A 13,821-nucleotide genomic window follows, 5' to 3' on the forward strand; every position below is an offset into this window, starting at 1 on the left:
GTGGCAACGACCCGTTCGGTGACGCGACGCGTCCCGCGCTGGACCCGGTGGAGTCGGTGGAGCGGCTCGCGGAGCTCGGTGCGCACGGGGTGACCTTCCACGACGACGACCTGATCCCGTTCGGGTCCTCCGAGGCCGAGCGGACCCGGCTGGTCGGCCGGTTCAAGGACGCGCTCCACCGCACCGGGATGAAGGTCCCGATGGCCACCACGAACCTGTTCACCCACCCGGTGTTCAAGGACGGCGGTTTCACCGCCAACGACCGCGGTGTGCGGCGCTTCGCGCTGCGCAAGGTGATGCGCAACATCGATCTGGCCGCCGAGCTCGGCGCCACCACCTACGTGGCCTGGGGCGGGCGCGAGGGGGCCGAGTCCGGCGGCGCCAAGGACGTGCGCCTGGCCCTGGACCGGATGAAGGAGGCCTTCGACCTGCTGGGCGACTACGTCACCGAACAGGGCTACGACCTGCGCTTCGCCATCGAGCCCAAGCCCAACGAGCCCCGCGGCGACATCCTGCTGCCCACCATCGGCCACGCCCTGGCCTTCATCGAACGCCTCGAGCGCCCCGAGATGGTCGGGGTGAACCCGGAGACCGGCCACGAGCAGATGGCCGGCCTGAACTTCCCCCACGGCATCGCCCAGGCCCTGTGGGCCGGCAAGCTCTTCCACATCGACCTCAACGGCCAGTCCGGCATCAAGTACGACCAGGACTTCCGCTTCGGCGCCGGCGACCTGCGCCAGGCCTTCTGGCTCGTCGACCTCCTGGAGAGCTCCGACTACACCGGCTCCCTGCACTTCGACTTCAAACCGGTACGCACCGACGGCATCGACGGGGTGTGGGAGTCCGCGAAGAACTGCATGCGCAACTACCTCATCCTCAAGGACCGCGCCGCCGCCTTCCGCGCCGACCCCACCGTCCAGGAAGCCCTGACCGCCTCCCGCCTGCACGAACTCGCCCAGCCCACCGCCGGCGACGGCCTCAAGGCCCTCCTCGCCGACCGCACCGCCTACGAAGACTTCGACGCCACCACCGCAGCGACACGCTCCATGGCCTTCGAAGCCCTCGACCAGCTCGCCATGGAACACCTCCTCGGCCTCCGCTGAACACCCCCGGTGTCCGGCGGCCCCGCCGCCGGACACCGGTGACCTCCCCCGCCGTGACACCCGCCGGATTCACCCAGGGGCTTGACGAGTACCCCGTGGGAGCGTTCCCATGGGCCGGCCACCCTCTTACCGCAAGGGCACCACCGTGACAGAACTTTCCCCGGACGGGCGGATCCGACTCCGCAGCCGCACCAGGCGGATCGTCGTCCCCTTCACCGTCGTCTCCGCGCTCGTCGCCGGCACCGTCCTGTCGGGGTGCGCCCAGCAGCGGGACGAGGACGTCTACACCGTCATGAACTCCTCGACGGACGAGTCGTACCACCGCTGGGACGGCGACACCCTCGAGCGCTGCAGCAAGCAGCTCGGGATCACCATCGAGCAGCAGAGCGTTCCGGCGGCGCAGCTGATGACCAAGGCTCTGCGCATGGCGTCCTCGAAGTCGCTGCCGGACGTCCTCCAGCTGGACGCCTCCGAGATGCCGACCTTCGCGGAGGCCGGCGGGCTGATCCCCCTGAAGGACCTCGGGCTGACCACGGCGGACATCCCCGAGGGGATCGTCGACTTCGGTTCGTTCGACGGGAAGTACTACGGGGCCGCGCGCACGGTGAACACCCTGGCGCTGTTCTACAACAAGGACACCCTCGACAAGGCCGGTGTCGACGTACCCACCACCTGGGCCGAGATGCGGTCGGCCGCGAAGAAGCTGACCAAGGGCAAGCAGTACGGTCTCGCGCTCAGTGCGGGCGGCGCGGAGGACGGCGTCTTCCAGTTCACCCCGTTCATGTGGTCCAACGGCGGCGACGAGTCGAAGCTCGACACCCCCGAGGTCGCCGGGGCCCTGGACTACTGGAAGGCGCTCCTGAAGGACGGCTCGCTCTCCAAGTCCACGGTCAACTGGACCCAGGCCGACGTGAACGACCAGTTCATGGCCGGCAACGCGGCCATGATGATCAACGGCCCGTGGCAGGTGGAGACCCTCAACTCCAAGAAGGGTCTCGACTGGGGCATCGCCGAGATCCCCGTGCCCGAGGCGGGCGACGACTCGGTCGGTCCGCTGGGCGGCGGTGTGCTCACCGTGCCCAACACCGGCGACGCCGAGCGCGAGAGGACGGCCGCGAAGATCATCAGCTGTATGGCGGGCGAGCAGGAGCAGATCACCTACGCCCTCAACAGCTGGATGGTGCCGGCGAACACGAAGGCCGCCGCCGTGTGGCGTACGAAGGCCCCGGAGCTGGCCGCCCTGGCCGGACAGGTCGCCACGGCCCGTTCGCGTACCGCGAAGGTCGGCGCGCAGTGGTCGTCCGTATCGCTCGCCCTGCAGAGCGCCTTCCAGTCCGCGCTCACCGGCGAGTCCAGCGAGGCCGCTCTGAAGCGTGCCCAGCAGCAGGTCACGAGCGGGAACTGAGGTAACGAACCATGTCATCCACCACCGCCTCAGCCACCGCGCCGCCGGCCGGTCCGAAGACCCCCGCGGCCGGTGCGGCCAAGAAGCCCGTGAACCCACGGAGCGCCAAGCGGCGCAGGTCGCTGGCCCAGTGGGGGTTCATCGCCCCCGCCGTGATCTTCATGGCGCTGTTCTTCGGCTACCCGCTCGTCCGCAACATCGTGATGAGCTTCCAGGACTACTCGCCCTCCACGTTCTTCACCGGTGAGGCGCCGTTCAACGGCACGGACAACTGGAGCAACGTCTTCGGCGACGGGCTGTTCGGCAAGGCCCTGTGGCAGACGATCCTCTTCACCGTGGGATCGCTCCTCGGCCAGTTCTGCATCGGTCTGGCGCTCGCCGTCTTCTTCACCCGCCGCTTCCCGCTGAACGGGATCCTGCGTTCGCTGATCCTGCTGCCGTGGCTGGTCCCCATGGTCGTCTCCGGCATCGTGTGGCGGCGCATCTTCGACCAGGACACCGGTGTCCTCAACTCCTTCCTCGGCACCGTCGGCCTGCCCGGTGACACGCCCTGGCTGACCAGCACGAGCATGGCGCTGGTCTCGGTGATCCTGGTGAACATCTGGATCGGGATCCCGTTCAACATGGTGATCCTCTACGGCGGCCTCCAGGAGGTCCCCAAGGAGCTGAACGAGGCCGCCGCACTCGACGGCGCGTCCGCCTGGCGCACGTTCCGCTCGGTCACCCTGCCCATGCTCAAGCCCGTCATCACCGTGGTGCTGGTGCTCGGCTTCATGTCGACGGTCAAGATCCTCGACCTGGTCCTGGCCCTCACCGACGGCGGTCCCGCCGACTCCACCCAGACGCTCGGCACGCTCACGTACCAGAACTCCTTCGTCCAGATGGACTTCGGGGCCGGGGCCGTGGTCGGCAACATCCTGATCCTGATCTCCGCCGTCTTCGCGGTGTTCTACCTGCGGGTCAACCGCAACGAGGGGAAGTGACCGGCATGGCGACCACCACCCAGACCCCCGCCGCCCCGGCTCCCGCCGCCGTCCGCCGTCCGAAGCGCCGCTGGGGTGCGACCGCCTTCGGCGTCGTGGTCCTCGCGGTCATGCTGTTCCCGCTGTACTGGATGGTCAACACCGCGCTGCAGCCGGACGCGAGTCTGGTCGACGTGGGCCCGGTCCCGACGGGCATCGACCTCTCCGGTTTCACCTCCGCCCTCACCGAGCAGGGCGGCAACCTGCTGACCTCGCTGGCCGTGGCGCTCGGCGCCGTGGCCATCTGCCTGGCCGTCTCCGCACCGGCGGCGTACGGCCTGGCGCAGTTCAAGCTGCGCGGCAGCAGGACGATCGTCTTCGGCACGCTCATCACCCAGATGGTGCCGGGCATCGTCATCGCGAACGCCCTGTACAGCGCGTACGTGGACCTCGGCCTGGTCAACTCCTACTTCGGCCTGATGCTGGCGGACGCCTCGCTGGGCATCCCCTTCGCGATCGTGCTGATGCGCTCCTTCATGGTGTCCATCCCCCGTGAGGTCATCGAGGCCGCCGAGGTCGACGGCGCGGGCCGCATCCGTACGTTCGTCCGGGTCGTCCTGCCGATGAGCCGGAACTCGCTGATCACCGCCGGGCTGTTCTCCTTCCTGTACGCGTGGAGCGACTTCATGTTCGCGCTCACGCTGAACACGACGGACGACGTCAAGCCGATCACGCTGGGCATCTACCAGTACATCGGCGCGCACGTCGGCGACTGGGGTTCGGTCATGGCCGCCTCGGTGCTCTCCGCGGTGCCTGCGGCCGTGCTCCTCGTCCTGTCCCAGAAGTACATCGCTGCCGGGATCACCGGCGGCTCGGTCAAGTAAGGGTTCTCCATGAGTGATTTCCCGGTCTTCCCGCCCGGTTTCGTCTTCGGCGCGGCCACCGCCTCGTACCAGATCGAGGGTGCCGTGGACGAGGACGGCCGCGGGCCGTCCATCTGGGACACCTACAGCCACACGCCCGGCCGGACGGACGGCGGTGACACGGGTGACGTGGCCTGCGACCACTACCACCGCTACCCGCAGGACGTGGCGCTGCTGCGCGACCTGGGCGTGGACTCGTACCGCTTCTCGATCGCCTGGTCCCGGATCCAGGCCACGGGCAGCGGGGCGGTCAACCCCAAGGGGCTGGACTTCTACTCCCGGCTCGTGGACTCGCTCCTGGAGGCGGGGATCGAGCCGGCCGCCACCCTCTACCACTGGGACCTGCCGCAGGCCCTGGAGGACAAGGGCGGCTGGCGGGTGCGCGAGACGGCGGAGCGCTTCGGCGAGTACACGGCGATCGTCGCCGAGCACCTCGGCGACCGGGTGCCGCGCTGGATCACCCTGAACGAGCCGTGGTGCAGCGCCTTCCTCGGCTACTCCGTGGGCCGGCACGCGCCGGGCGCGCGGGAGGGCCGCGGGGCGCTGGCCGCCGCCCACCATCTGCTGGTCGGCCACGGCCACGCGATGAACGCCCTGCGCGCGGCGGGGGTCCGCGAGGCGGGCATCACGCTGAACCTGGACCGCAATGTGCCGGCCACCGAGTCGGACGCCGACCTGGCCGCCGTCGTCCGGGCGGACACCCAGCACAACCTGGTGTGGACCGAGCCGCTCCTCGCCGGCCGCTACCCGGCCACCGAGGAGGAGACCTGGGGTGAGCTGATCACCGGCCAGGACTTCCGCCGCGAGGGCGACCTGGAGCTGATCTCCCAGCCGATGGACTTCCTGGGGATCAATTACTACCGGCCGATCGTCGTCGCCGCCGCCCCGCACCGCGAGGCGGACCCGGCGCTGCGGGTGGCCACCGACAACCGCTACACGGAGGGCCAGTACCCGGACGTGCGGCGCACCGCGATGGGCTGGCCGGTCGTCCCGGAGTCGTTCACCGACCTGCTGACCGCGCTGAAGCAGACGTACGGCGACGCCCTGCCTCCGGTGCACATCACGGAGAACGGCTCGGCGGAGTCCGACAGCGTCGAGGCCGACGGCTCCGTCCACGACCCGGACCGGGTGGAGTACCTCCGCACCCACCTGACGGCGCTGCGGGCAGCCATGGACGCGGGCGTCGACGTGCGCGGCTACTACGTGTGGTCGCTGCTGGACAACTTCGAGTGGGCGCTGGGCTATGCGAAGCGGTTCGGGATCATCCGGGTCGACTACGACACCCTGGAGCGCACCCCGAAGGACAGCTACCGCTGGTATCAGCAGCTGATCGCGGCGCACAGGGCGGCCTGAGGCACGGGTGCGGGTCCGGACCGGCAGGACAGCCGGTCCGGACCCGCACCCGTGTTCCGCCGGAGGTCAGGCGCGTCGACGGGACCACATGGGGGCCACGAGGGCGATGAGGACGGCGGCGACCCCGATCTGGAAGATGTGCCGGATCCAGTCGATGCCCCCGGTGTCGCGCACGCCGACGGCACTGGCGAGCGCGTTGCCGGCGAGGGCGCCGACGATACCGAGGAGAGTCGTCAGCCAGAGCGGAATGGGCTGACGACCGGGTACGACGAGCTTGGCCAGCAAGCCGATGATGAGTCCCGCGATGATGGCCCACAGAAATGACACGACCAGTCCTCCTCTTCTTCGCGCTGTACGTCTCGGGAAGCTACAGCCCGCGTGCCCCACAAGCCCTGGCCCATGCCTGACTGTTCGGCGCGTCGGTGGCCGCCGGACGGCTGCTGAACGAATCCGTACGGGCCAAACCGGTTTTCGTCCGGCCGGGGCGGTTACCGGACTTCCCATGGCACGCACACCGGAACCCCACACTCACCACACCCACGGCGGCGACCGTCACGGAGACCGCGCGGATCCCGCCCCTGAGGGGTCCGCCCACGTCGGGCCGGACCCGGAGGTGGAGCGCAACGCACCCGACGAGCCGACCGCCCTGCACAGGAGGTCGTGGTGGGCGGTGCTGAAGCGCACGGTGCGGGAGTTCGTGGACGATGAGCTCACCGACCGCGCGGCGGCCCTGACGTACTACGGCGTGCTCTCGCTCTTCCCGGCCCTGCTCGTGCTGGTCTCGCTGCTCGGTGTCGCGGGGAAGTCCGCCACCCAGCAGGTGATGGACAACCTCCAGGACCTCGCCCCCGGCCCGGTCCGGGACATCCTCTCCGACGCCGTGCAGCAGTTGCAGGGCAACGGCGGCACGGGATCACTGATGGCCGTCGTCGGTCTGCTGCTGGCGGTGTGGTCGGCCTCCGGCTACATCGCGGCGTTCATCCGCTGCTCCAACGCCGTCTACGACATGCCCGAGGGGCGGCCGGTGTGGAAGGTGCTGCCCCTGCGGCTGGGGCTGACGGTGACCCTGATGGTGCTGGCCGTCCTCAGCGCCCTGATCGTGGTGTTCACCGGCCCCCTCGCCCAGCGGGCCGGTTCCGCCCTCGGCATCGGCGATCCCGCCATGACGGCCTGGTCGATCGCGAAGTGGCCGGTCCTGGTCCTGCTCGTCACCATCATGATCGCGATCCTGTACTGGGCCGCGCCGAACGCCCGGGGCCGGGGCTTCAAGTGGGTGACCCCCGGCAGTGTCCTCGCCCTGCTGCTCTGGATGGCCGCCTCGGCCGGCTTCGCGCTGTACGTGGCGTACTTCTCCTCGTACAACAAGACGTACGGCGCCCTCGCCGGTGTGATCATCTTCCTGGTGTGGCTGTGGATCACGAACCTGGCGATCCTGCTCGGCCTCGAGTTCGACGCGGAGATGGCCCGCCAGCGGGCGATCGAGGGCGGCCACCCCGCGGCCGAGGAACCGTACGTGGAGCCGCGTGACACCGCCAAGTGGACCGAGGAGGAACGCCGCCACCTCGGCTGAACGGCCCTCCGGACGCCGGCCGGCCCGTGGGGTGTGCGCCCTCAACGCACCGCGTACGCCCCCGGGTTCTCCAGCACCTCGTGCACCACCCGGGCCGCCGCGCCCCGCGCCGCGTCCCCGGACACGGATGATGCCCGCAGCCTGCTGCCGTTCTCGTGCCAGCGGCCCGACACCACCCGTGCGGCGAGCTGGGCGTCGGCGGACTTCTCCAGCCAGGGCATCAGGCTGCGGTAGATCCCGCCGAGGACGACGGCTTCCGGGTCGAAGAGGTTCACCGCGCCGGCCAGCACCACGCCCATGCGGTCCCCCGCCTCGCACAGTGCCGATACGGCCGGCGTCTGGCCGGCCGCGGCCCGCTGCTCCAGCTCCGCGATGCCGCGCACGCCCGTGTCCGGGTCGATCCCCGCCGCCCTCAGCAGGGCTGCCCGGCCGGCGTACTGTTCGAGACAGCCGTGCGCGCCGCAGCGGCAGAGCGGCCCCTGCGGGTCGACGACGACGTGCCCGATCTCACCGGCGAACCCGTGGGCGCCCCGCAGTATTTCGCCGTTCACCACGAGCGCGCCGCCCACGCCGGTCTCACCTGTGAGATAGAGGAAGGTGCGTACGCCGCCCAGTCCGCCGAACCACAGCTCGGCCAGGGCCGCCAGGTTGGCCTCGTTGCCGGAGCCGACGGCCAGGGCCCGCCCGGCCGGGCGCAGTGTGCTGAGCGCCTGCCCGAAGATGCCCTCGGCGGCGACCCTGCTCCAGCCGAGGTTGGGGGCCTGCCGGACGACGCCGCCTGAGACGAGGCCGGGCAGGGCCAGTTCGACGCCGACCACCCGCAGTTCCTGTTCCCGGGCGGAGGCGATGACGCGGTCGGTGAGCCGGGCGGCATGGGCCAGGACCTCGGCCGGCGGGACGTTCCGGTGATCGGTGTGCTCGGTGACCCGGACCCGGTCGGTGCCGGTGAGGTCGACGGCGCACACGGAGACGTAGTCGATGTTGATCTCCACCCCGAGACCCGCCGGCCCGGTCCGGGAGAGCTTCAGCACGGTGCCGGGGCGCCCGGCCGATCCGCTGGAGGTCTTGCCGGACTCGCTGAGGCAGTCGAGCGCGAGCAGCTCCTCGACGAGCGAGGAGACGGCGGCCCTGGTGAGCCCCACGAGGCTCGCCACCCGCGCCCGGGTGACCTCGCCCTCGTCGCGCACGGTCCGCAGGACCAGGCTCAGGTTGTGACGGCGCACGGACTCGTGTCCGGCCTTGGCCGCGGGCGAGGTGAGGGTGTTCTTCATCAGGCCTTCGAGCCTAGCGGCGAAGGGCCGCACCCCGGGGGTGCGGCCCTCGCTCACTTCGCGGTGCCCTTACTTGCGGATCAGGTTGCGGAGCACGTACTGCATGATGCCGCCGTTGCGGTAGTAGTCCGCCTCGCCGGGGGTGTCGATGCGGACGACCGCGTCGAACTCGACGCCGGTGTCGGTGGTGACCTTCACCGTGCGCGGGGTGGTGCCGTTGTTCAGCTCGGTGACGCCGGAGAAGGAGAAGGTCTCCTCGCCGGTCAGGCCGAGGGAGTCGGCGGTCCGGCCCTCGGGGAACTGGAGCGGCAGGACGCCCATGCCGATGAGGTTCGAGCGGTGGATGCGCTCGTAGGACTCGGCGATGACGACCTTCGCACCGAGCAGCTTGGTGCCCTTGGCGGCCCAGTCGCGGGACGAGCCGGAGCCGTACTCCTTGCCGGCCAGGATGACCAGCGGGATGCCCTGCTCGATGTAGTTGCGGGAGGCGTCGTAGATGAAGGAGACCGGGGCGCCCTCCTGCGTGAAGTCGCGGGTGTAACCGCCCTCGGTGCCCGGCGCGATCTGGTTGCGCAGGCGGATGTTGGCGAACGTGCCGCGGATCATGACCTCGTGGTTGCCGCGGCGGGCGCCGTAGCTGTTGAAGTCACGGCGCTCCACACCGTGCTCGGTGAGGTACTTGCCGGCCGGGGTGTCGGCCTTGATGGCACCGGCCGGGGAGATGTGGTCGGTGGTGACCGAGTCGCCCAGCTTCGCGAGGACACGGGCGCCGGAGATCTCCTGGACCGGCTCCGGGTCCATCTGCATGCCCTCGAAGTACGGGGGCTTGCGGACGTAGGTGGACTCGGTGTCCCACTCGAAGGTGTTGCCCGTCGGGATGGACAGCGCCTGCCACTGGGCGTCGCCCGCGAAGACGTCCTGGTAGGACTTGTTGAACATGTCCTCGCCGATGGCGCTCGCCACGACCTCGTTGACCTCGGCCTCGGTGGGCCAGATGTCCTTGAGGAAGACCTGGTTGCCGTCCTGGTCGGTGCCCAGGGCTTCCTTGGTGATGTCCACCCTCATGGAGCCCGCGATGGCGTACGCGACGACCAGCGGCGGGGAGGCGAGGTAGTTCATCTTGACGTCGGGGTTGATGCGGCCCTCGAAGTTCCGGTTGCCGGAGAGGACCGACGTGACCGCGAGGTCGTTGTCGTTGATCGCCTGCGAGACCTCCTCCGGCAGCGGACCGGAGTTGCCGATGCAGGTGGTGCAGCCGTAACCGACGAGGTTGAAGCCGACCTTGTCGAGGTAGGGGGTCAGACCCGCCTTGTCGAAGTAGTCGGTGACGACCTTGGAGCCCGGGGCGAGGGTGGTCTTGACCCACGGCTTGCGGGTCAGGCCCTTCTCGACCGCCTTCTTCGCGACGAGCGCGGCGGCGACCATCACGTACGGGTTCGAGGTGTTGGTGCAGGAGGTGATCGCGGCGACGGTGACGGCGCCGTGGTCGATCTCGTACGTGGAGCCGTCGGGGGCGGTCACGGTGGCCGGGTTGGACGGGCCCGCGCCGGGGACGACGGCGGAGTGCTGCGGGGCACCGGAGCCGTTGTCGTCGCTGCCGTAGGCGGGGGCGTCGCTGGCCGGGAAGGACTCGGCGCTCGCCTCGTCCACCGGGGAGGCCACGCCGTGCGGCTGCTCCTGCTGCGGGACACCCGGCTTGCGGTCGTCGCCGCCGGTGACACCGGCGTCCACGTAGTTGAGGACGTCGGCCTTGAACTGCTCGGCGGCGTTCGCCAGGACGATGCGGTCCTGCGGGCGCTTCGGGCCGGCGATGGAGGGGACGACCGTGGCGAGGTCGAGCTCCAGCTTCTCGGAGAAGTCGGGCTCGGCGGCCGGGTCGAGCCAGAGGCCCTGCTCCTTGGCGTACGCCTCGACGAGGGCGACCTGCTGGGCGTCGCGGCCGGTCAGGCGCAGGTACTTCAGCGTCTCGTCGTCGATCGGGAAGATCGCGGCGGTGGAGCCGAACTCCGGCGACATGTTGCCGATGGTGGCGCGGTTGGCGAGGGAGGTGGCGGCGACGCCCTCACCGTAGAACTCGACGAACTTGCCGACGACGCCGTGCTTGCGCAGCATCTCGGTGATCGTCAGCACGAGGTCGGTGGCGGTGGTGCCGGCCGGCAGCTCGCCGACCAGCTTGAAGCCGACGACGCGCGGGATGAGCATGGAGACCGGCTGGCCGAGCATCGCGGCCTCGGCCTCGATGCCGCCGACGCCCCAGCCCAGCACACCGAGACCGTTGACCATGGTGGTGTGCGAGTCGGTGCCGACGAGGGTGTCGGGGTACGCCTGGCCGTTGCGGGTCATGACCGTACGGGCCAGGTGCTCGATGTTCACCTGGTGGACGATGCCGGTGCCCGGCGGGACGACCTTGAAGTCGTCGAAGGCGGTCTGGCCCCAGCGCAGGAACTGGTAGCGCTCCTTGTTGCGGCCGTACTCCAGGTCGACGTTCTGCTTGAAGGCGTCGTCGGTGCCGAACTTGTCGGCGATGACGGAGTGGTCGATGACCATCTCGGCCGGGGAGAGCGGGTTGATCTTGTCGGGGTCGCCGCCGAGTTCCTTGACGGCCTCACGCATGGTGGCGAGGTCCACGACACACGGGACGCCCGTGAAGTCCTGCATGATCACGCGGGCCGGGGTGAACTGGATCTCCTGGCTGGGCTGGGCCTGGGAGTCCCACCCGCCCAGCGCACGGATGTGGTCGGCGGTGATGTTCGCGCCGTCCTCCGTACGGAGCAGGTTCTCCAGCAGCACCTTCAGGCTGTAAGGGAGGCGCGCGGAGCCCTCGACCTTGTCCAGCCTGAAGATCTCGTACGACTCGTCGCCCACCTGCAGCGTGCTGCGGGCGTCGAAGCTGTTCGCCGACACGACAGTCTCCTTCTTCAATGTGCGCGTTCAACCGCGCCGCGCCTCATGTGCGGCCGGCGCCGCCTGCGGCCCCCACCATCCGCTAAGGTAAGGGTTAGTTAGGTAACCCTTACCGCACGGCGGCTGCGGTGCGCCTCGGCAGATATCTCGATGTCGAGATAACTCTAGTACATCGCCGCCGCGCGGTCATGCCCGGGCGCCTGTGTCCCGCGCCGCTCCGGTGCGTTCCGGCACGCCGCCGCGCATGAGCGGGCGACTTCGGGATACGCGTACTCCTGACAGAGCAGAGGAGGCGCAGATGCCGCTCACATTCCGAAAGAGTTTCCAGATCCTTCCGGGCGTCCGGCTGAACATCAACCGCCGCTCGTGGTCCGTCACCACCGGCGGCCGGCACGGACCGAAGCACACCACGAGCAGTACCGGCCGGCGCACCACCTCGATGGACCTGCCGGGCCCGTTCGGGTGGCGCAGGACCACGCGCCGCCGCAGCGGCTGACCCCCATCCCCTTCGGCCGCGCTCCGCGTGCCGGGCCGCCGGGCGTACCTGATCCTTCATTCAGGCCATCTGCCCACGGCCCGGCATCCGAGCGTCACCCGAACCGCACACCCCGACACGGCCTTCATCTCATATGTGAGATAGCGTGCAGACATGGAAGACGACTACCTCGCACGTATCGGCAAGCTCATCCGTGACGCCCGTCAGCATCGTGGATGGACACAGAGTCAGCTTGCCGAGGCGCTCGCCACGAGCCAGAGCGCCGTCAACCGCATCGAGCGCGGCAACCAGAACATCAGCCTTGAGATGATCGCCCGCATCGGGGAAGCCCTCGACAGCGAGATCGTCTCGCTCGGTTACGCCGGGCCCATGCACCTGCGCGTGGTCGGCGGACGCCGGCTCTCCGGGGCCATCGACGTCAAGACGAGTAAGAACGCGTGTGTCGCGCTGCTGTGCGGTTCCCTGCTCAACAAGGGCCGCACCGTGCTGCGCCGGGTGGCCCGCATCGAGGAGGTCTTCCGGCTCCTGGAGGTTCTCAACTCCATCGGGGTGCGGACCCGTTGGATCAACGACGGCATCGACCTGGAAATCCTTCCGCCCGCCGAGCTCGACCTCGCGGCCATCGACGCGGACGCGGCCCGCCGGACCCGTTCCATCATCATGTTCCTCGGCCCGCTGCTGCACCGTACGGACCGCTTCACCCTGCCGTACGCCGGCGGCTGCGACCTCGGCACGCGCACGATCGAGCCGCACATGATCGCGCTGCGCCGCTTCGGCCTGGAGATCGCGGCGACCGACGGTCTGTACCACGCCCAGGTCGACCACGAGGTGCGGCCGGAGCGGCCCATCGTCCTGACCGAGCGCGGCGACACGGTGACGGAGAACGCCCTGCTCGCCGCCGCCAGGCACGACGGCACGACGGTCATCCGTAACGCGTCCTCCAACTACATGGTCCAGGACCTGTGCTTCTTCCTGGAGGCGCTCGGCGTGCGGGTCGACGGCGTCGGGACGACGACCCTCACGGTGCACGGTGTGCCGGAGATCGACATGGACGTCGACTACTTCCCCTCCGAGGACCCGGTCGAGGCGATGAGCCTGCTGGCCGCCGCCGTGGTGACGGAGTCCGAGCTGACGATCCGCCGGGTGCCGATCGAGTTCCTGGAGATCGAGCTCGCGGTCCTGGAGGAGATGGGCCTCGACTGCGACCGCACGTCGGAGTACGCCGCCGACAACGGCCGCACCCGGCTGGTGGACCTGACGGTCCGGCCCTCCAAGCTGGAGGCGCCGATCGACAAGATCCACCCGATGCCCTTCCCCGGCCTGAACATCGACAACGTGCCGTTCTTCGCGGCGATCGCCGCCTCCGCGCACGGCCAGACCCTGATCCACGACTGGGTCTACGACAACCGCGCGATCTACCTCACCGACCTCAACCGCCTCGGCGGCAGGCTCCAGCTCCTGGACCCCCACCGCGTCCTGGTCGAGGGCCCGACCCGCTGGCGCGCCGCCGAGATGATGTGCCCGCCCGCGCTGCGGCCCGCGGTGGTGGTGCTGCTGGCGATGATGGCGGCCGAGGGCACGTCCGTACTGCGGAACGTGTACGTCATCAACCGTGGCTACGAGGAACTGGCGGAGCGGCTGAACTCGGTGGGGGCGCAGATCGAGATCTTCCGCGACATCTGAAGGTTCTGAGAAGAGATCACGCGAAATCCCTCCTGACCTGCACATATGTAAGCCAGGAGGGGATTGCGCTTCGGCTGTGGGACTTCTCAGGGACTTTCGGGCCGAGCCCGGAGCGCGTCGGCCTCAGGGGCGGTTCGCCCGGCACCGCACG

11 protein-coding genes are annotated in these 13,821 nt (G+C 69.6%); 8 read left to right on the forward strand and 3 right to left on the reverse strand.

The features are described 5' to 3' along the window. From xylA to VN520_RS19530, 5 genes are all read left to right on the forward strand, one after another. On the forward strand, positions 1 to 1,103 hold a 1,103-nt coding region (gene xylA / locus VN520_RS19510; protein WP_325748209.1), incomplete at its 5' end, for a xylose isomerase. Between the two features lie 145 nt (positions 1,104 to 1,248). Next, complete coding sequence (locus VN520_RS19515) at positions 1,249 to 2,508, forward strand: sugar ABC transporter substrate-binding protein (protein WP_325748210.1); 1,260 nt, start codon at positions 1,249 to 1,251, stop codon at positions 2,506 to 2,508. Positions 2,509 to 2,519: 11 nt separating this feature from the next. Further along, on the forward strand, positions 2,520 to 3,491 hold the full coding sequence (locus VN520_RS19520; RefSeq protein WP_325748211.1) for a sugar ABC transporter permease: 972 nt from the start codon (positions 2,520 to 2,522) through the stop codon (positions 3,489 to 3,491). Positions 3,492 to 3,496: 5 nt separating this feature from the next. Further along, a complete protein-coding gene (locus VN520_RS19525; protein ID WP_325748212.1) occupies positions 3,497 to 4,354 on the forward strand; it encodes a carbohydrate ABC transporter permease in 858 nt (285 codons plus the stop codon). 9 nt (positions 4,355 to 4,363) lie between these two features. After that, entirely contained in the window at positions 4,364 to 5,746 is a 1,383-nt protein-coding gene (locus tag VN520_RS19530) for a GH1 family beta-glucosidase (protein ID WP_325748213.1), read from the forward strand. Positions 5,747 to 5,812: 66 nt separating this feature from the next. On the opposite strand, the gene VN520_RS19535 is transcribed toward VN520_RS19530, so the two are convergent. Next, positions 5,813 to 6,073, reverse strand: a complete 261-nt coding sequence (locus VN520_RS19535; RefSeq protein WP_325748214.1) for a GlsB/YeaQ/YmgE family stress response membrane protein — start codon at positions 6,071 to 6,073, stop codon at positions 5,813 to 5,815. Between the two features lie 175 nt (positions 6,074 to 6,248). Here VN520_RS19535 and VN520_RS19540 point away from each other — a divergent pair, with 175 nt between their 5' ends. After that, positions 6,249 to 7,316, forward strand: a complete 1,068-nt coding sequence (locus tag VN520_RS19540) for a YihY/virulence factor BrkB family protein (protein ID WP_325748215.1) — start codon at positions 6,249 to 6,251, stop codon at positions 7,314 to 7,316. Between the two features lie 41 nt (positions 7,317 to 7,357). On the opposite strand, the gene VN520_RS19545 is transcribed toward VN520_RS19540, so the two are convergent. Both VN520_RS19545 and VN520_RS19550 read right to left on the reverse strand, forming a co-directional pair. Further along, positions 7,358 to 8,587: an ROK family protein gene (locus tag VN520_RS19545; RefSeq protein WP_325748216.1), complete on the reverse strand. Its 1,230-nt coding sequence runs from the start codon at positions 8,585 to 8,587 to the stop codon at positions 7,358 to 7,360. 69 nt (positions 8,588 to 8,656) lie between these two features. Beyond that, a complete protein-coding gene (locus tag VN520_RS19550) occupies positions 8,657 to 11,491 on the reverse strand; it encodes an aconitate hydratase (RefSeq protein ID WP_325748217.1) in 2,835 nt (944 codons plus the stop codon). Between the two features lie 298 nt (positions 11,492 to 11,789). Between VN520_RS19550 and VN520_RS19555 the strand changes: the two genes are divergently transcribed. Continuing rightward, complete coding sequence (locus VN520_RS19555; RefSeq protein ID WP_325748218.1) at positions 11,790 to 11,987, forward strand: DUF4236 domain-containing protein; 198 nt, start codon at positions 11,790 to 11,792, stop codon at positions 11,985 to 11,987. A gap of 153 nt (positions 11,988 to 12,140) precedes the next feature. Further along, entirely contained in the window at positions 12,141 to 13,670 is a 1,530-nt protein-coding gene (locus tag VN520_RS19560) for a UDP-N-acetylglucosamine 1-carboxyvinyltransferase (RefSeq protein ID WP_325748219.1), read from the forward strand. Positions 13,671 to 13,821 lie beyond the last annotated feature (151 nt).

The sequence above is a fragment of the Streptomyces sp. genome (genome assembly GCF_035563135.1).
Taxonomy (GTDB): domain Bacteria; phylum Actinomycetota; class Actinomycetes; order Streptomycetales; family Streptomycetaceae; genus Streptomyces.